Source organism: Actinoplanes sp. NPDC051346 (assembly GCF_040682215.1).
Classification (GTDB): Bacteria; Actinomycetota; Actinomycetes; order Mycobacteriales; family Micromonosporaceae; genus Actinoplanes.
This window is the reverse complement of the sequence record NZ_JBFBAJ010000008.1, coordinates 23,632-40,740: the sequence shown is the minus strand read 5'-3', so window position 1 is coordinate 40,740 and position 17,109 is coordinate 23,632. Positions and strand designations below refer to the sequence as shown.

Below are 17,109 nucleotides of genomic sequence, written 5' to 3'. Positions count from 1 at the left end.
CAAGGCGCAGGCGCAAGGCGGGAAACGGGAGGCGGAAAGGCCGGCCGGAGGACCCGGAACGCGGGCGGAAAGCCGGCCCGGAGAACCGCTCGGAAGCGACGATGAACCGACATCGGCCGCCGGACCCGCGGGATCGGGCGTGCCGCCGTCGACTCGGCAACCGGGCAGGAGTAAGTTCGATTGCCCCCTTCGCCCGGCTGGACGTAGGGCCGCAGCCAGCTGATCCACAAGCGGGGAGCATGACCGACTTGAGCGACGTCCACATCCTGCAGCAGGAAATCGCCCTCGAGCAGGAGCACGTCGACCGCGTGTACGCCCGCCTCGGCGAGCTTCGTCGGGAGGCTTCCCGCGCCGAGAAGGAGGGCTATCAGCTCGCCGGGGTCGGCACGTTCGGCGCCCTGGTCGAGCGCGACGCGATGGTCTTTCACGCGGCGCGGCGCCGGCACGCGCTCGACACCGAGTACGAGGGTCTGGTTTTCGGGCGCCTCGACATGAACACCGGCGCGCTGCACTACGTGGGCCGGATGGGCATCCGCGACGAGGAGTCGCAGTCGCTGGTGGTCGACTGGCGGGCGCCCGCCGCGGCCGCGTTCTACCGGGCCACGCCCGCCGATCCGCAGGGGGTGGTCCGGCGCCGGATGATCCAGTCGGCGCGGGAGCGGGTCACCGGCATCGAGGACGACCTGCTCGACCCGGACGCGGCGCCGGAGGATCTGCGGGTGGTCGGTGACGGCGCGCTGCTGGCGAGCCTCTCCAAGGCGACCGGGCGTGGCATGCGCGACATCGTCGCCACCATTCAGCGCGAGCAGGACGAGGCGATCCGCTCCCCCGCGTCCGGCGTGACGATCGTGACGGGCGGGCCGGGTACGGGCAAGACGGCCGTCGCGCTGCACCGCGCCGCGTACCTGTTGTATTCCGACCGTGGGCGCTTCGCCGGCGGTGGAATTCTCGTGGTCGGGCCGTCCGGGGTCTTCGTCGACTACATCGCCACGGTGTTGCCGTCGCTGGGCGAGGAGACCGCGACGCTGCGTTCGCTCGGGTCCCTGGTTCCGGGCTACGACACGGGCCGGGTCGATCCGACGGCGGTCGCGGCGGTCAAGGGCTCGCTGCGGATGCGTCGGGTGCTCGAGCGGGCGTCGCACGACGCGGTTCCGGGCGGGCCGACCGAGTTGCGCCTGCTCTATCGCGGCGCGCTGCTGCGCCTGGACGCGGCCGACCTCGACCGGGTACGGCGCAAGGCGCTGCCGCGGGGTGCCCGCCGCAACGAGGTGCGCGGCCACGGCTTCGACCGGATCTTCGACGCGTTGTGGGCGCAGGCCCGGCAGGCGATCCGCAATCTGCCCGAGAAGCGGGAGTTCGAGTCGGAGCTTGCCGACCGCGCCGACTTCCGGGACTTCCTGCGCGCTTGGTGGCCGCGGTTCACCCCGATGCGGGTGCTGCGGTGGTTGGCCGATCCGACCCGGCTGCGGGCGTACACGAACGGGCTGTTGTCGAAGGAAGAGATCAGGTTGTTGCAGGGGTCGTTCGACGGGCTCGCCGAGCACGGCCCGACGATCGCCGACGTGGCGCTGCTCGACGAGCTCGACGAGCTGATGGGTCGCCCGCGCAAGCCGCAGCAGAAGAGCAAGAACCCGTTCCACGTCCGCGACGGTGTGCAGGAGGTCAGCACGTTCTCCGACCGCCAGGCCGCCGCCCGCGCGCAGGCCGTGCGACGCGACGAGGATTACCGCGACTACGCGCATGTGGTGGTCGACGAGGCGCAGGACGTGTCCCCGTTGCAGTGGCGGATGATCGGCCGGCGCGGGTCGTACGCGTCCTGGACGATCGTCGGCGACCCGGCGCAGACGGCGTGGCCGGGCGATGTCGCGGAGCTGGACCAGGCTCGGGATCGGGCCCTGGGCTCTCGCAAGCGGGCCACCTATGCGCTGACGACCAACTATCGGAACTCGTCGGAGATCTTCGCGGTCGCGGCCGGGGTGATCCGCACGATCATGCCGGACCTGCCGTTGCCCCGGGCGGTGCGCAGCACGGGCGTGGAGCCGGTCGACCAGCTCGTCGCGGCGGCGGATCTGCCGGCCGTGGCGCGGCACGCTGCGGAGAAGCACCTGGCCGACGTCGACGGCACCATCGGCGTCATCACGCCGGTGCCGCGCCGCGACGAGATGGCGGCGTGGCTGGGCGGCCTGCCGGAGCGGGTGCGGGTGGTGACCGCGCTCGAGGCCAAGGGCATGGAGTATGACGCGGTGGTGCTGGTGGAGCCCGCCGAGATCGCGACGGACGCCAGCGGGGTCCGCACGCTCTATGTCGCGCTCTCCCGCGCCACGCAGCGGCTCACCACGATTGGCACAAGATCGTGGAAGACCTCGACGTCGTAGGCGCTCAGGGGCGGCGGACCGCGACGGCCGTGTAGGGGGTGTCGGGGGTCGGCGTCGTGGTGAAGCGAGCGTTCGGCAGGTAGAAGCGCTTGCCGTACTCCGCGATCGTCGTCGGCACGTCGAACTTCGCGCTGGTCGTGCGGCTGACGACCGTACCCCTGGTGGCTCGCTTGTTGAGTTTGATCTTGGCGATCACGTTGAGGCGGTTCTGCACGACATACAGGGTGGTGCCGCGCAGCCACATGCCGTCGCCATAGGGCACCGACTCGCCGCCGAGGTCGATCTCGTCGGTCACGCCCGCGTACGTGGTCCGGAAGAGCTTGCCGGTGTTGGACTGGACGACGATCAGGCCTCGCCCGTCCGGGGTGGCCGTGATGCCGTTGGCGTTGATGCCGGCGGCATACACCAGGTCGCCACTGATCGGCACACGGACCGACTCCGCGGGCAGCGCACCATGGCGACCCAGGGGCAGTGTGAACAGCACCGGGTTGGCGGAGTCGGTGTACCACGCGGCGCGCCCGGTCAGCACGACGTCGTTGATGAAGGCCGGGCCGGTCTGCAGGGAATACGACCTCAGCACCCGCCCACCGGCGGTCAGCACGCGGGCGTTTCCGCCGCTGCCCCCGGCGACGAAGAGCCGGCCCCGGCCGTCGAGTTTGAGGCCGAGCGACGGGGTGCCGGGACCCTGGCTGATCACCCTGCCGCGGCCGGTGATCAGGCTCGCGCGGTAGATGTCGCCGTCCACCCGGGAGCCGAAGTAGGCGTAGGGGAGCCCGCCGATCGCGATGCCCTCGGGCTGGAAGCCGTCAGGCAGCCGGATCACCGCCGGAACGGAGCCGCCCCGCACGGCGGGCGCCGCGACGGCGGGCGCGGTCGGCGCGGCGGCTGTCACCGCGAGCGCGGTCAGGGCAACAATCGCGAGGGTACGTCTGGACACGAGCGGAGTCCCTCCACGCGGGGTCAGTTGTCATCGATTGGATACCCCGGGTATGACAATCGGGTTCAAGTTGCATACATAGCGATGTGAACATATATTGGCGAGGGCTGGACGCCGCGACGGAAGGTGGGCTCATGGGAGCCGGGCACGACCACGGAGGTCAGGCACTGCGCGCCGGCGAGAAGCACCGGTCCCGGCTCTGGTGGGCCGCCGGCCTGCTGGCCGGTTTCATGGCCGTGGAGACGGTCGCCGCCCTGCTCACCGGTTCGCTCGCACTGCTCTCCGACGCCGGCCACATGTTCACCGACGTGCTCGGCATCGCCATGGCCCTCGCCGCGATCCACGCCGCCGGGCGGGCGGGCAGCGACTCCCGGCGTACGTTCGGGCTCTATCGCCTCGAAGTGCTCGCCGCGCTGGCGAACGCCCTGCTGCTGACCGGCGTCGCGATCTTCGTGCTGGTCGAGGCCGCCCAGCGCTTCACCGATCCCCCGGACGTGCCGGCCGGCACGATGCTTGTCGTCGCGATCGGTGGCCTGGTGGCCAACCTCGTCGCCTTCGCGCTGCTACGTTCGGGCGCGCAGGAGAGCCTCAACGTGCGTGGCGCCTATCTGGAGGTGGTCGGCGATCTCCTCGGCTCGGCCGGGGTGATCATCGCGGCCGTCGTCATCGCGGTCACCGGCTGGTCCTACGCGGACCCGATCATCGCCGTCGGCGTCGCCGTGATGATCCTGCCGCGCACGTTCGCGCTCGGCCGCTCGGCCGTGCGCATTCTGGTCCAGGCGGCGCCGAAGCATCTGGACATGACCCGGGTCCGCGACCGGCTCGCCGCCGTGCCCGGCGTCAGCGACGTTCACGACCTGCACGTCTGGACGCTGACCTCGGGCATGGAGGTCGCGTCGGCACACCTGAGTCTTGAGCCGGCCGCCGAGCTCGGTGCGGTGCTCGCCACCGCCCGCGAGGTGCTGCACGACGACTTCGACATCGACCACGCGACCCTGCAGGTGGAGCCGGTCGGGGCCGGCGGCAGCTCCTGCACACCCAGTTGGTGACCGGGGGGACCATGGGCCGGCCGGTCATCCATCATCCGCAGGTCGCCTGGGACGCCGCCCGCGCCTTCGTCCGGGCGGCCGGCGCACCGGGCTACGAGGCCTTCGCCGACCGGATCCTCAGCCGCCTCGGCGCCGACCTGTACGGCGAACTGGCCAACACGCGGCAGCGCCTCCTGGCCTGCTCGGTGGAGAACAGCGACGTCGAGGCCGGCAAGTGGCGCGTCCGCCTCGAGGACCTGCTGCGCGGGCGCCCCGACCTGACCACCGCGCTCCGCGAGCTCACCGAGGCCGCGCCGCGCTGACCGCCGCGCTCGCACCCCGCCCGTGACCTCGGCGGGCAGGCCGTAAATCGCGGATCACGCCCACACTCCTGGCCAATGGCGTAAGACTGTGCGCATGGGTAACAAAGGGGTCATGGTGTTCGTCCCTGCGCCCCAGCTCACCGTGACCATCGAGCAGCAGCACGACAAACCCGAGCTGCACGTGCACCCGGGCGGCCAGGGCGTCTGGCAGGCCCGGATGATCACCCTGCTGGGCGCGCAGGTCACCCTCTGCGCGGCCGCCGGAGGTGAGGTCGGCCGGGTGCTGGAGCCGCTGCTCAAGTTCCACGGCGTCACACTCAAGACCATAAAGCGCGAGTCGGGTACGGGCTGGTATGTCCACGACCGCCGCAGCGGCAAGCGCCAGGAACTCGCCGAGGATCCGGGCCAGCCCCTGTCGCGTCACGAAATGGACGAGCTCTACAGCCTGGCGCTGGCCGAGGGCCTGCGCGCCGGCATCGCCGTGCTCAGCGGGCCGGCCCACCCGTCCGTGGTGCCCGCCGAGGTCTACCGGCGGCTCGCCACCGACCTCGGCGCCAACGGCTGCAAGGTGATCATCGACCTCTCCGACGCGCACCTGGCCGCCGCCCTGGAGGCCCGCCCGCACGTGGTCAAGGTCAGCCACGAGGAGCTCCTGCGCGACGGGCTGATCGCCGACGACTCGACCGAGGCCATCATCAAGGCCCTGCACAAACTGCACGACGACGGCGCCGAGGTGGCCCTGGTGTCCCGCGCCGACGAGGGGGCACTGGCGCTGATCGAGGACACGGTCTACGAGGTCGACATGCCCAGGATGGTGGCCGCCGAGTCGCGCGGCGCGGGTGACTCGATGACCGCGGGAGTCGCCGCTGTGCTGGCACAGGGCGGGACGCTGTGTGACGCTGTGCGTACGGGCGCCGCCGCCGGCGCCCTCAACGTCACCCGCCACGGACTGGGGACGGGCCGCATCGACGCCGTCCAGGTGCTCACCGAGCGGGTACGGCTGACACCCGTCGAGGCGAAGGTGCCCGCATGACCGACCGCACCACACCCCACCCAGGGGGCACAGCATGACGCCACGCATCCTGATCACGAACGACGACGGCATCGACGCCCCCGGGATCCGGTGGTTGGCGCGGGCCACGGCCCGCCAGGGCTTCGACGTGGTGGTGGCCGCGCCGATGACCGAGGCGAGCGGCACCAGCGCGGCCATGACCGCGGTGGAGAAGAACGGCCAGATCTGCGTCGAACCCCGTGAGCTGCCCGGGGTCAAGAACGTTCCCGCGTACGCGGTGGCGGCGTCACCCGCCTTCATCGTCCTGCTGGCCATGCGCGGCGCCTTCGGCCCGCACCCCGACATCGTGCTCTCGGGCATCAACCGCGGCGCCAACGCGGGCGCGGCGGTGGTCCACTCGGGCACGGTCGGCGCGACCCTGACCGCCTCGCACGCGGGGCTGCACGGGCTGGCGGTCTCCCTGGACGTCCTCTCCCCCGCCAACGGCACGGCGGCCAGCGGCGGCCAGGCGATCGCCGACCTCGACAAGGCGGACGACGAGAAGCGCCACTGGTGCAGCGCGGCCGAGCTCGCGGTCAAGCTCCTGCCGACGCTGACTCACACGCCGGCGGGCACCGTGCTCAACGTGAACGTGCCGGACCTGCACGTCGACGGCATCCGCGGGCTGCTCCGGGCCCGGCTGGCCCGCTTCGGCCAGGTGCAGATGAGCATCGCGGAAGCGGGCGAGGGCTTCGTCCGCACGGCGGTCCAGGCGGCGGACGAACCGCTCGAACCGGGCACCGACCTGGCGGCGCTCGCCGAAGGGTATGCGGTCGTGACGCCGATCCGAGCGCCCGGGGAAGCCACCGACGTGAAGATCAACCTGGAGAACATCGTCGTGCAGACGCCGGCCATCTGAGGATTCGCACCTCGCCCGCGCGTCAGGCCCCGGAGACCACCGACCGGTGAGCGGGATCCCCACAGTTCGTGCAGGGCTCCGGCGCGCCGAAGAGTCCCAGCAACCCCGTCACCCACAACTGTCGGTGAGCGAACCGACTCGGACGGGTGACGACCAGCTTCACGCCGCTCACGCTGGCGAGCTGGAATGCGGCCACGAGGGCCGAAATGCCCACAGAATCAATGAAGGTGACGCCATGCATGTCTAGCTCGATGCGTTGCGGTGCGCCGGCGGCGAGCTGCGCGGCCACGGCGTCCTTGATCTCGTACGCGTTCTCGACGTCGATCTCACCCTGGGGTGAAACCTCCACCACAGAGGTGGACCTCATCGACGTCGTTATCGACAACGTCACGCCTTTACCTCCACCCACCCGGGATGCCCCAGGCGTCATTTCCTCGAACGAGAGCCTCGCTGAACTGCGAAAACCCTCGCCGGGGGCGGCGTTTACTACCCCCGTCGGGTTCGGTGAAACCGCACCGAACAGTAGTGCTCGAACCTGACAGGCGGCTGTGTGCCACCCGCAGACCCGCGACCAAGCGTACCCAGGGAGGTCCACCGATTATCGGTCCCGGGGCCGTCCACACCCGACTGACCACTGCTGTTCACGGCACGTTTGCGCGCGTACGGGGGTGGGCACCTCCCAAGCAATGACCGAGCGCCGAATTCGGCGATCGCAGGAGGTAGAGACGATGTTCTCCCGCAAGAGCACGGCCGAGCGCACCGCCGCCGAGGCCTGGGACTACCTGTCGTCGGCCATGGCGTCGGCCGGCGAGAGCGCCAGGGACGCCGGGAAGATCACCGCGGGCTACGCGGGCGCGAAGGCCACCGAACTGGCCGACAAGGCATCGAAGCAGGCCGGCAGGGCGTCGAAGCGCGGCAACAAGCTCGCGGGCAAGGCGGCCAAGCGAAGCCACAAGCTAGCCGGAAAAGCCTCGGAGCGCAGCCACAAACTGGCGGGCCGGGCCGGGGCGCGAATGAACGCGGCGACCGACGAGGCCTGGACGCGGGCGCACCGGGCCGCTGACGCCCTCGCGGGCCGCAAGCCGGGCCTGCCCTGGGGCGTGATCATCGGTGCCAGCCTGATCGGCGCGGCACTGGGTTGGACGGCGGCGGCCACCGCCCGGGCCGCGGCCGAGCGCCGCGCCGAGAACGAGCAGCTCGAGATGGCCGAGACGGCGATCGTCGTCACTCCCACGTACGGCCCCTGAGGCCCGGCGGTGATCGCCGGGCGGAGCCCTTTGCCGCCCGGCGACCAACCGCCGTTCTGTCGTACCCCGGGGCTAGGTTCTGCGCATGGAACCCTTGTTCTTCGCGTCCGAGGCAGAGCTGCGGGCCTGGTTCACCCGACACCACGAGGATGAACCAGAGCTTCTCGTCGGCTATTACAAGAAGCACACCGGCAAGGCCACCGTGACGCACACCGAGGCCATCGCCCAGGCGCTGTGCTTCGGATGGATCGACAGCATCGGTCGGCGCATCGACGAGGACCGCTACCAGGTCCGCTTCACCCCCCGCCGCGGGGGCAGCGTCTGGAGCGCGGTCAATGTCGCCACCGTCGCGAGGCTGACCGAGGCCGGGTTGATGCACCCGGCCGGGCTGCGGGCCTTCGAGGGCCGAAGACCCGACAAGGTCGCCACCTATTCGTACGAGCAACCGGCCGACGCCGTGCTCGACGACCCGCAGGAAGAGCGTTTTCGCAGCGAGGAGGCGGCGTGGCGATGGTTCTGCTCCCGACCGGAGTCCTACCGACGGGCTGCGATCCATTGGGTGGTCAGCGCGAAGCGCGAGGACACCAGAGAGCGCAGGCTGTCCCAGCTCATCACGGACTCCGCCGCCGCCCGCACGGTTCCTCCCCTGACCCGGCGCTGACCCTTCTCGCCACGCAGGGTCACCCGCCCAATCCGGTGCGTCGCGGACACGCCTGTTCGGACTGGATTCTGGCTTTCCGCCTCATTGACGGCGCCGTTTGGCGTGCTTTCCGCCACCCTCCGACCTCGCCGCGGATGGCAAGGAATCTGTATCGTTGTGCCCGGCCCGAGCCTCGTCGAGCCGTCCTGATCCGATCGTGGCGACACCCGAGTAGATAGGTCCGCTGGTGCTCAGTTCGGGAAGTCTCCTGGACAACCGCTACCGGTTGGACGAACGCATCGCCACCGGTGGAATGGGTGACGTGTGGCGCGGCACCGATGTGGTGCTGGGCCGGACGATCGCCGTCAAGGTCCTGCGCACCGCGATGCTCGCCGACCCCGAGTTCGCCGCACGGTTCTACGGCGAGGCGCGGATGATGGCCGCCTTCCGTCACCCCGGCGTCGTCGAGGTCTACGACTACAGCGCGGGAGAAGCCGGCGACGAGGATCAGTGCGCCTATCTCGTCATGGCGTTCGTCGATGGGGAGCCGCTCTCCGCACGACTCAAGCAGCAGGGCCGCCTCACGGCCGCCGAGACCATGTCGATCGTGTCGCAGGCCGCCGACGCCCTGCACGCCGCCCACCAGAACGGCACGGTCCACCGTGACGTGAAGCCCGGCAACCTCATCGTCAAGCCGAGCGGCGCGGTGATCCTCGTCGACTTCGGAGTGGCCCGCTCCGCCGCGGTGACCAGCGTGACCGGCCTCAACGCCATCGTCGGCACCGCGCTCTACATGGCGCCCGAGCAGGTGGCTAAGGGCAACGTCACCCCGGCGACGGACATCTACGCCCTCGGCGCCGTGGCGTACCACTGCATCGCCGGCCATCCGCCGTTCGACGGGGACAACGCCTTGCAGGTGGCGCTGCGTCACCTGGAGGACGAACCCGAGCCGCTGCCCGACAGCCTGGCGCCGCAGGCCGTCCGCGACCTGGTCGCCCGGGCGATGACGAAAGATCCGGCACAGCGGTTCGCCAGTGCCGACGAGTTCGCCGAGGCCGCGCTGGCCGCCGCGAGCACCCTGGACTGGCGAGGACAGCACGACGAGACCGTCGCTGGCCCGACGTTCATCCGCCCCGCCGCCACCAGCACCGCGCTGATGGGTCCCGCCGCGTCCGGCTCCCGCATGAACGGGCAGTCCATGACCGGCACCGCGCTGACCCGCCCGCTGAGCCCGGCCGCCGCCGGCCGCGTCCTGCCGGCGCAGCGCAATCTCCTGGAGGCGGTGCCCGCCCCCGCGCCGGAGCGGCCGCGGCAGTCGAAGGCCCAGCTCGCCGTGATCTTCACGGTCATCACCCTGTTCCTGCTGGCCGGCGGCCTCGGCGTGGCCATCTGGGTGAACAGCGGCAACGGCGCCAAACAGAAGCCCGGCAACTCTTCGGTGGTCCCCGGTGCGACGCTGCCGGAGGAGGAGTCCGAAGGCCCGCTCGAGCCGACGAAGCAGGAGCCGACGCGCATTACGACCCGGCCGAACCAGACCGCGCCGCAGCAACCCGTGACGACTCGGCCGTCTCGGACGACCACCTCCAGCCCGACAGCGACCGCCACGGCCACGGCCACCGCCACGAAGACGCCGACCACCGCGCCGACGAAGACCTCGGCGTCACCGCCCCCGGATCCGACACCGACCGACGATGACGGCGGCGACGGCACCGGCACCGGCGCGGGCGGCGACAGCGGCACCGGCGCGGGCGGAAACGCGATCGGCGCCGCCGACGACGCGGGGAACTGACTCTCCTCGACCTAGAGCGCGTCTAACGAATTCAGGGGTCGGCTCGAGCCGACTCGGCGCGCGGGCGTCCGGCAATTTCTCAGGTCGGGGTCGGGAACGCCGATGGAGGGGTCTCTGGCACGGCGCTGCACCCGAGCCGCTACCGGAAAGGCCCCCCTGGTATGACCACGCAGACCCCGTACGGCCCCCCGAACGCGGAACACCCGCGGTTCGGCGGGGAGCCCGCGCAGTATCCGCCCGCCGGATACCCGCACCACGCGCCCGCTCAGCACGGCACGCCCGGCATGCCGCACTACCCGCAGGAGGGCGCGGCGGGCTACCCGCAGGCCGTCGCCTACCAGGCGCCACCGATCGCCCCGGGGCAGCCGGAGCACACCTACCCCGCGCACGCGCCGGCGGTGGAGGAGCAGGCCTGGTATCAGCACGCGGCCGCCGGCCAGGCGTACCCGGAGGTCACCCCGGACGCGGCCACGACCAGCTACCCGGGCTTCCAGCATTCCGGCGGCGCGCACCAGGCGAACCACGCCGCGCAGACCACCGCCTACCCGCCGAGCGCGTATCCGACCGCTCCCCCGTGGGCCGCTGGCCAGCCCGCCGCGCCGGCCGCGAACGAGCGGGCGGACGCGGCCGTCGTCCACCCGTACGGTGTGGTGCCCCAGGTCGGCGGCCTGATGGTCCCGTACCCGGAGGAAATGCGTAACGCGCCGCGGGCGCAGGCGCCGGCCCTCTGGCCGGTGGCCGCCTTCACCTTCTTCTTCGGGGTGTGGGGTGCCATCTCGGCGAGCCGCCGGGCGGGTCAGGCTCGGCGAGGACGCAACAGCGTGGCGCCGTACTGGGTTACCTTCGGGGTCATGCTGGCCGTCAGCTCGTTCTTCTGGCTCGTGGCGGCCGTGAGCATCGGCGTGCCGCTGTACGCGAGCGTGCGGGAGGGCGCGACGGTCGCGGCGCTCGAGGAGAACGTGCTGCACGACGGGCAGCTCGAGAAGGCGAACGTCAGCGCGAGCTCGGCCGACTGCCGGGCCGCCGGTGAGTGGATCGCCGGCCAGCGCGACTTCATGTGCGAGCTGGAGCTCAGCGACGGTCGTACCGGCCGGGTGCTGGTCACCTCCGACGATCAAGGCAACTGGAGGCCGCTCGAGGACCGGTGACGCAGGCTTGTCGTGGCGCACCCTGGGGGGCCGGGGTGCGCCACGACAGACATCTGTGCGTCAGCTCGCCGGGAAGACCGGCACCCCCTCGCGGACCAGCCGCCAGTTCGCCACGAAGAAGTCCGCCGGGTTGATCTCACCCTTGGCCTGGGCCCAGTCGATGAGCAGCTGGCGGATCTCCTGCTGGGCGTTGTAGACCTGCTCCTTCACGATGCCCGGGAAGTTGCCGCCGCCGCTGCGCCGGTAGTTGTTGACCGCCACCACGAAGCGGGCGTCCGCCGCCACCGGGGCGCCGGCGATCTCCAGGCGGGTGATGCGGGATCCCGCCGGCTTGCTGATGTCGATGTCGTAGTCGACGCCCGAGAACACGTCGTAGTTGTAGTCCGGCACCGCCGGGTCGCTGATCGTCGCCGGGTCCGGCGTGGCGCCGACCGGGAGCGTCACGAAGTACTTGGCCGAGAATTCCAGGTACGTCCGCAGCTCCGCGCCCGTGAGCACGACCGCCTCGAGCGTGTTGTCGTAGATGTAGAGCCCGGCCACGTCCTTGATCTTGACGTCGCCCTTCGGGAAGACCGCGGTGCGGCTGAACGGCGCCGCGATGGACAGCACCGGCAGATCGGCATGTGGCCCGCCGGCCAGCGCCGCCGTCACGGTGTCGGTCTGCACCTTGTTGATGTAGTCCAGGATCGGCGTGTCCCTGTACCGCGATTCGGCGGCGGACAGCTCCTCGGTGGACCTGGCGACGACCCGGTTGACGTACGCGACGGTCTTGTTGTGCTGTGACCTCACCGCGGCGAGCACCTTCGGGTCCTCGGCGACGGTGTTGGTGTTCAGCGAGGCCGCCTTCTTCTCCGTGATGGTCCACCGGCCGCGGTCCCGGACCAGCGTGAAGTCCATCCGGGTGAGCCGCTGGCCCCACTTCGACGGTTCGGCGAGCAGCACCTGCGTGCCCGTCTCGGTGTTGGTCACGAAGCGCTGCGCCACCTCCCGGTGGGCGTGGCCGAACAGGATCGCGTCGATGCCCGGAACCTGCTCGGCGATCAGCGCGCTCGGGTTCTCGTTCGGCAGCTCGGGCCCGTAGCTGCTGGTGCCGCTGTCGCCGCCGTGCGCGGAGATCAGCACCAGGTCGGCGCCGCGAGCGCGCATGATCGGCACCCACTTCGCCGCCGTCGCGATCATGTCCTCGAAGACCAGCTTGCCCTCGACGTTGGCCTTGTCCCAGATCGCCACGCCCGGGTTGGTGAGACCCAGGATGCCCACCCGCAGGGTCGGCGCGCCCCGACCCAGGCAAACCTTCTTGATCACGTACGGGGTGAAGGCCGGTCGCCCGCTCTTCGCGTCGACGGCGTTGGCCGCGAGCGCGGGGAATCCCAGCTGGCGGATCCACAGGTGGAGCAGGGGCAGCCCGTAGTTGAACTCGTGGTTGCCCAGCGTCACGGCGTCGTAGTGCAGCACGTTCATCGCCCGCGCCATCGGGTGCCGCTCACCGGTCTCGGTGATCGGCTCCTGCTTGGCGTAATAGGTGGCCAGCGGCGTGCCCTGGATCGTGTCGCCGGCATCGAGCACCAGCGTCGCCTTGCCCCGCCGCTCGGCGCGGATCTGGTTGACCAAGGCGGCCAGTTTCGCGACGCCGACGTCGTTGTGCGCGCTGTCGTCGTACTCGAGATCCCGGTAGTAGTCCCAGTTATAGACGTTGCCGTGGGTGTCGGACGTGCCGAGCACGGTCAGGTCGTACGTCTGGGGTCCGGAACCGCCGGGGTGCGCCTCGGCGGCACCGGAGACGACGACGGGTGCGGCGGCGCCGGCCGCGGCAGCGGCGAGCACGCTGCGCCGCGAAACGCCTGCGTGAAGGGTCATTCCGAGCCTTTCGACGAAAATGTCCGGACGCCTCGTAGGCACCCGTCGAAGCACCATAACCGTCGATGCAGCCGCCGACCCACCGGGCGTCGCCGCGTGCGGGTGCCCGGGGAGTCGGTCCGATCGCCTAAGATCGCCGCCATGCCCGCGCAGCCCGACGTGCCGCTGCGTCCGATGACGCTCGGTGAGCTGCTCGACGCTGCCATGACCCTGTTGCGGGCCCGGGCTCTGCCCCTGCTGCTCACCGCCGGCGTGCTGGCGGCGCTCGAGCAGGCCCTTCTCGTGCCGCTGAGGCGGGCCGCCTCCGTGACTCCGCCGTTCTATGGGCCGTCGCGGTATGACTTCGGGGGCTGGTGGACGCTCGTCTCCGCCGGGTTCGCCGCCGAGGGTTTCATCATCTGCGTGCTCGCGGCGGTGGCGGCGGCCGCCGCCGGGCCCGCGCTGGTCGGGCAACCGTTACGCCACCGACAGCTGTGGGCCCGGACCCGCCCGGTGCCCACGCTGCTCGCGGCGCTCGCGCTGGGTCTCGCCTGCGGGGTCGCCGCGGCCGCGGGATTCCTCGGCTGGTTCTTCGTATACGGGCTCTTCGGCCTGGTCAGCGCCGTCCTCGTGATCGACCGATCGGGATCGTTCGGGCGCTCGGCGCGGCTCGCCGCCCGCGGCGGGATGCGGGGCGTGTGGACCCGGCTCGCGGCGTACGTGACCTGGTTCGCCGTCCGGATCGCGCTCGGCTCCGGGTGGGTCGCCGTCTTCACGTCGGTCACCGGGGACCAGCCGGACTGGCTCGACTGGCTCACGCCGGTCGCGTTGGCCGCCGCCAACACGGTCGCCTACGCCGCGCTGGGCTGCGTCGACGCCGTACTGCTGCTGGAGACGCGGATTCGCACGGAGGGCCTCGACATCGCCATCAGTCGGGCCCGCGGCCGGGGCGAGGACCCGGCCGTGGCGCTGGTGCACCCGCGATGACCCGGTGGTGGGACGAGTTCGCGGCGGCGGTCTTCGATGTGATCTCGCCGCCGTTGCTGCTGCTGCTCCTGCTCGCCGTGGCCGGGGTGACCGCCGCGCTCTGGTACTCGTTTCCGGCCTGGGTGCCGCGTCGGATGCCCCGGTGGCGCAGGCCCCGGTGGCGGAAGCCGCGCTGGCGCCTGCCGCGGTTCCGGCGCGGGAGGAAGATCACCACAGCCCCTGAACAGGCCACGGCCGAGCCCGTGTTCGAGCCCAGCGTCGTGCTGGGCGACGGCACGCTGCTCGCCGACCGCCTCGCCGCCGAGGGCCGCTACGCGGAGGCGGTCCGGCAGCGGCTGCGCGACGTCGTCGGTGACCTGGCCGCGGCCGGCGTCATCTCGCCGCTGCCCGGCACGACCGCCGCGGAGGTCGCCGCGACGGCCGCCGTCCAGCGTCCGGCGGTGGCGGCCCCGCTCGGCGGCGCGACCGAGCTCTTCTCCGAGATCTGGTACGGCGACCTCCCGGCGGAACGCGCCCACGACGAGCACATGCGCGCCCTGACCGGCGAGGTCCGGGCCCGGATGAGGGGCGGTACGCCGTGAAGAACCCCCGCCGCCTGCGCCTGATCCTGCCCTTCGCCGTGGTGCTCGCGCTCGCCACGATCACCGGCGTCGCCCACGCCGTCCAGCAGAGCGACCCCACCGACGCCTCGTTCCTCTCCCCCACCAGCGAGGAGGACGACGGCGCGAAGCTGCTCGCCGACAAGTTGGCCGAGCTGCGGGTCACCGTCGACGTCCGTACCCGCAGTGAGGGTGCCCTGGACGCGGTCGCCACCGGCGGCGCGACGACCCTCTTCGTGACCACGCCGGAGCTGGTGCACCCCGTCTATCTGCGCAGGTTCGCCGCGCTGCCGTCGCAGGTCCGGGTCGTCATGGTGGCCCCCGATCGCAGCGTGCTGAACAACGCCCGGCTCGACGTCGTCGTCCGCGGTCCGCGCTGGACGGCCGCCGCGCCGCGGCCCGGGTGCGCGGCGGAGCCCGCCACCACGGCCGGCCCGGCGGCGGCGTTGCGCTGGCAATACGAGCCCGTCCACCAGTCGCAGTTCAGCTGCTACGGCGGCGGGCTCGTCGAGCTGAAACCCCCAGGGTTCGGCCCGACGACTCTGGTCGGCGCGGCGGATCCGTTCCGCAACGACCGCGCCGACGAGCACGGCAACCGGCGGCTCGCCTTCAACCTGCTTGCGCGGACTCCCCGGGTCGTCTGGCTCGACCTGCATGAACGCGAGCCGACCCCGACAACAAGCCGGTCGCCGTTGCCCGGCGCTCCGGACCGAGGCGGCGAAGACGGCCGGTCCGGCGAGGACGGGTCGGGCGACGGCACACCCGGCGATGAGCCGCCCGGAGCACCCGGCGATACGCAGGGCCGAGACGGGGATGGGGACGGCGGGCGGGACGGTGAGTCGCTGGCCGACAGCCCGCTGGCCCGCGCCTTCCCGCCCGGGATGTGGGCGGCGCTGGCGCTGCTCGCGCTGGCGATGATCGCGCTGGCCCTGGCGTCCGCCCGGCGGCTGGGCACGCCGGTCGCCGAGCCCCTGCCGGCGCGGGTGCGCGCCGCGGAGACGGTACGCGGCCTCGGCGGCCTGTACCGCAGGGCGGGTGCCCGCGACGCGTCGCTGAAGACCGTACAGTCGGCGGCGCGGAACCGGTTGATCGAGCACTTCGACCTTCCGGGCGACACCCCGATCGACGAACTGGCCGCACGGGTGGCGGCGTACACGGCGTGGCCGGAGGACGACATCCGGCACCTGCTCGGCGGCGGGGTCGAGGACAGCGACGAGGAGCTGGTCCGCGCCGCGACCGCCGCGCAGGAGCTGGTCCGGATCGTGACCGAGCTGCACAACAGGCAACACAGGGACGAGGGGAATCCGACGTGACGTCGTTAGAGGCATCCGGCGAGGCGCTCGCGGCCCGCGACGCGCTGCAGCGCCTGCGGTCCGAGGTCGCCAAGGCGGTCATCGGCCAGGACGCGGTGGTCGGCGGCGTGCTGATCGCGCTGCTCTGCGGCGGACATGTGCTCCTGGAGGGCGTGCCCGGCGTCGCCAAGACGCTGCTGGTCCGGGCGCTGGCGACGGCGCTGGACGTCGACACCAAGCGGGTCCAGTTCACGCCGGACCTGATGCCCGGCGACGTGACCGGATCGTTGATCTACGACGCGCGATCCGCGGCGTTCAACTTCCGGCCCGGCCCGATCTTCACGAGCCTGCTGCTCGCCGACGAGATCAACCGGACCCCGCCGAAGACCCAGGCGGCGCTGCTCGAGGCGATGGAGGAGCGCACGGTCTCCACCGACGGCGAGTCGCGCCGGCTGCCCGAGCCGTTCATCGTGGTGGCGACCCAGAACCCGATCGAGTACGAGGGCACGTACCCGCTGCCGGAAGCGCAGCTCGACCGGTTCCTGCTCAAGCTGTCGGTGCCGCTGCCCGAGCGCGCGGAGGAACTCGGCGTGCTGCGGGCCCACCACAACGGTTTCGATCCGCGTGACCTCAAGGCCGCCGGGGTGGGACCGGTGGCCTCCGCCGCCGATCTGGCCGCCGGCCGCGAGGCGGTACGCCGCGTCGCCGTCGCCGAACCGGTCCTCGAATACATCGTCGACCTCTGCCGCGCCACCCGGGTCTCCCCCGCGCTGGAACTGGGCGCGTCGCCGCGCGGCACCACCGCCCTGCTGGCCGTCGCGAAGGCGCGGGCCTGGCTCAGCGGCCGCGACTATGTGATCCCGGACGACGTGAAGGCGTTCGCCATCCCCGTCCTGCGCCACCGGGTGCGGCTGCGCGCCGAGGCCGAGCTGGACGGCGTCACCACCGACTCGGTGCTGCGGTCCGTGCTCGGCGCCGTGCCCGCGCCCCGCTGAGCC

16 protein-coding genes are annotated in these 17,109 nt (G+C 71.8%); 13 read left to right on the top strand and 3 right to left on the bottom strand.

Annotated features, from left to right (window positions below; genetic code table 11):
• Window positions 1-239 precede the first annotated feature (239 nt).
• Window positions 240-2,375, top strand: a complete 2,136-nt coding sequence (locus tag AB0M36_RS20570; RefSeq protein ID WP_364159765.1) for an AAA family ATPase — start codon at window positions 240-242, stop codon at window positions 2,373-2,375.
• A gap of 4 nt (window positions 2,376-2,379) precedes the next feature.
• Here AB0M36_RS20570 and AB0M36_RS20565 read toward each other — a convergent pair whose 3' ends face one another.
• Window positions 2,380-3,312, bottom strand: coding sequence for a superoxide dismutase (locus tag AB0M36_RS20565; RefSeq protein ID WP_364159763.1), 933 nt, complete (start codon window positions 3,310-3,312; stop codon window positions 2,380-2,382).
• 134 nt (window positions 3,313-3,446) lie between these two features.
• Between AB0M36_RS20565 and AB0M36_RS20560 the strand changes: the two genes are divergently transcribed.
• The 4 genes from AB0M36_RS20560 to AB0M36_RS20545 all read left to right on the top strand — a co-directional run bounded on the left by AB0M36_RS20560 (window position 3,447) and on the right by AB0M36_RS20545 (window position 6,573).
• Window positions 3,447-4,361, top strand: coding sequence for a cation diffusion facilitator family transporter (locus tag AB0M36_RS20560; RefSeq protein WP_364159761.1), 915 nt, complete (start codon window positions 3,447-3,449; stop codon window positions 4,359-4,361).
• A complete protein-coding gene (locus tag AB0M36_RS20555; RefSeq protein ID WP_364159759.1) occupies window positions 4,358-4,663 on the top strand; it encodes a hypothetical protein in 306 nt (101 codons plus the stop codon). The genes AB0M36_RS20560 and AB0M36_RS20555 overlap by 4 nt, the downstream gene beginning before the upstream one ends.
• Window positions 4,664-4,757: 94 nt before the next feature.
• Entirely contained in the window at window positions 4,758-5,696 is a 939-nt protein-coding gene (locus AB0M36_RS20550; protein ID WP_364159757.1) for a PfkB family carbohydrate kinase, read from the top strand.
• A gap of 34 nt (window positions 5,697-5,730) precedes the next feature.
• Complete coding sequence (locus AB0M36_RS20545) at window positions 5,731-6,573, top strand: 5'/3'-nucleotidase SurE (protein WP_364159755.1); 843 nt, start codon at window positions 5,731-5,733, stop codon at window positions 6,571-6,573.
• Window positions 6,574-6,595: 22 nt separating this feature from the next.
• Here AB0M36_RS20545 and AB0M36_RS20540 read toward each other — a convergent pair whose 3' ends face one another.
• Window positions 6,596-6,964, bottom strand: coding sequence for an STAS domain-containing protein (locus AB0M36_RS20540; RefSeq protein WP_364159753.1), 369 nt, complete (start codon window positions 6,962-6,964; stop codon window positions 6,596-6,598).
• Between the two features lie 337 nt (window positions 6,965-7,301).
• Here AB0M36_RS20540 and AB0M36_RS20535 point away from each other — a divergent pair, with 337 nt between their 5' ends.
• The 4 genes from AB0M36_RS20535 to AB0M36_RS20520 all read left to right on the top strand — a co-directional run bounded on the left by AB0M36_RS20535 (window position 7,302) and on the right by AB0M36_RS20520 (window position 11,397).
• Window positions 7,302-7,820 (top strand): hypothetical protein, encoded by a 519-nt coding sequence (locus AB0M36_RS20535; RefSeq protein ID WP_364159751.1) that lies wholly within the window; start codon window positions 7,302-7,304, stop codon window positions 7,818-7,820.
• A gap of 85 nt (window positions 7,821-7,905) precedes the next feature.
• Window positions 7,906-8,481 carry a YdeI/OmpD-associated family protein gene (locus tag AB0M36_RS20530; protein ID WP_364159749.1) on the top strand — a complete coding sequence of 192 codons (576 nt, stop codon included), beginning with the start codon at window positions 7,906-7,908 and terminating at the stop codon, window positions 8,479-8,481.
• A gap of 226 nt (window positions 8,482-8,707) precedes the next feature.
• Window positions 8,708-10,249 carry a serine/threonine-protein kinase gene (locus tag AB0M36_RS20525; RefSeq protein WP_364159747.1) on the top strand — a complete coding sequence of 514 codons (1,542 nt, stop codon included), beginning with the start codon at window positions 8,708-8,710 and terminating at the stop codon, window positions 10,247-10,249.
• A gap of 161 nt (window positions 10,250-10,410) precedes the next feature.
• Window positions 10,411-11,397 (top strand): hypothetical protein, encoded by a 987-nt coding sequence (locus AB0M36_RS20520; protein WP_364159745.1) that lies wholly within the window; start codon window positions 10,411-10,413, stop codon window positions 11,395-11,397.
• A gap of 60 nt (window positions 11,398-11,457) precedes the next feature.
• Here AB0M36_RS20520 and AB0M36_RS20515 read toward each other — a convergent pair whose 3' ends face one another.
• On the bottom strand, window positions 11,458-13,254 hold the full coding sequence (locus AB0M36_RS20515; RefSeq protein ID WP_364159743.1) for a 5'-nucleotidase C-terminal domain-containing protein: 1,797 nt from the start codon (window positions 13,252-13,254) through the stop codon (window positions 11,458-11,460).
• A 141-nt stretch (window positions 13,255-13,395) separates the two neighbouring features.
• Between AB0M36_RS20515 and AB0M36_RS20510 the strand changes: the two genes are divergently transcribed.
• The 4 genes from AB0M36_RS20510 to AB0M36_RS20495 are packed head-to-tail and all read left to right on the top strand — an operon-like array spanning window position 13,396 to window position 17,106.
• Window positions 13,396-14,220, top strand: a complete 825-nt coding sequence (locus AB0M36_RS20510; RefSeq protein WP_364159741.1) for a hypothetical protein — start codon at window positions 13,396-13,398, stop codon at window positions 14,218-14,220.
• The gene (locus tag AB0M36_RS20505; RefSeq protein WP_364159739.1) at window positions 14,217-14,801 is read left to right on the top strand and encodes a DUF4129 domain-containing protein; all 585 of its coding nucleotides are present in this window, start codon (window positions 14,217-14,219) and stop codon (window positions 14,799-14,801) included. Before AB0M36_RS20510 ends, AB0M36_RS20505 begins: the two co-directional genes overlap by 4 nt.
• Window positions 14,798-16,132, top strand: coding sequence for a DUF4350 domain-containing protein (locus AB0M36_RS20500; RefSeq protein WP_364159737.1), 1,335 nt, complete (start codon window positions 14,798-14,800; stop codon window positions 16,130-16,132). The genes AB0M36_RS20505 and AB0M36_RS20500 overlap by 4 nt, the downstream gene beginning before the upstream one ends.
• Window positions 16,129-17,106: a MoxR family ATPase gene (locus AB0M36_RS20495; RefSeq protein ID WP_364159735.1), complete on the top strand. Its 978-nt coding sequence runs from the start codon at window positions 16,129-16,131 to the stop codon at window positions 17,104-17,106. The genes AB0M36_RS20500 and AB0M36_RS20495 overlap by 4 nt, the downstream gene beginning before the upstream one ends.
• Window positions 17,107-17,109: the final 3 nt, after the last annotated feature.

Bases quoted from the DNA above. Each gene is read 5' to 3' on its own strand.
- AB0M36_RS20570 (WP_364159765.1), top strand. From the start codon at position 240: ATGACCGACTTGAGCGACGTCCACATCCTGCAGCAGGAAATCGCCCTC.
- AB0M36_RS20560 (WP_364159761.1), top strand. From the start codon at position 3,447: ATGGGAGCCGGGCACGACCACGGAGGTCAGGCACTGCGCGCCGGCGAG.
- AB0M36_RS20550 (WP_364159757.1), top strand. From the start codon at position 4,758: ATGGGTAACAAAGGGGTCATGGTGTTCGTCCCTGCGCCCCAGCTCACC.
- AB0M36_RS20545 (WP_364159755.1), top strand. From the start codon at position 5,731: ATGACGCCACGCATCCTGATCACGAACGACGACGGCATCGACGCCCCC.
- AB0M36_RS20535 (WP_364159751.1), top strand. From the start codon at position 7,302: ATGTTCTCCCGCAAGAGCACGGCCGAGCGCACCGCCGCCGAGGCCTGG.
- AB0M36_RS20530 (WP_364159749.1), top strand. From the start codon at position 7,906: ATGGAACCCTTGTTCTTCGCGTCCGAGGCAGAGCTGCGGGCCTGGTTC.
- AB0M36_RS20520 (WP_364159745.1), top strand. From the start codon at position 10,411: ATGACCACGCAGACCCCGTACGGCCCCCCGAACGCGGAACACCCGCGG.
- AB0M36_RS20515 (WP_364159743.1), bottom strand. From the start codon at position 13,254: ATGACCCTTCACGCAGGCGTTTCGCGGCGCAGCGTGCTCGCCGCTGCC.
- AB0M36_RS20510 (WP_364159741.1), top strand. From the start codon at position 13,396: ATGCCCGCGCAGCCCGACGTGCCGCTGCGTCCGATGACGCTCGGTGAG.
- AB0M36_RS20505 (WP_364159739.1), top strand. From the start codon at position 14,217: ATGACCCGGTGGTGGGACGAGTTCGCGGCGGCGGTCTTCGATGTGATC.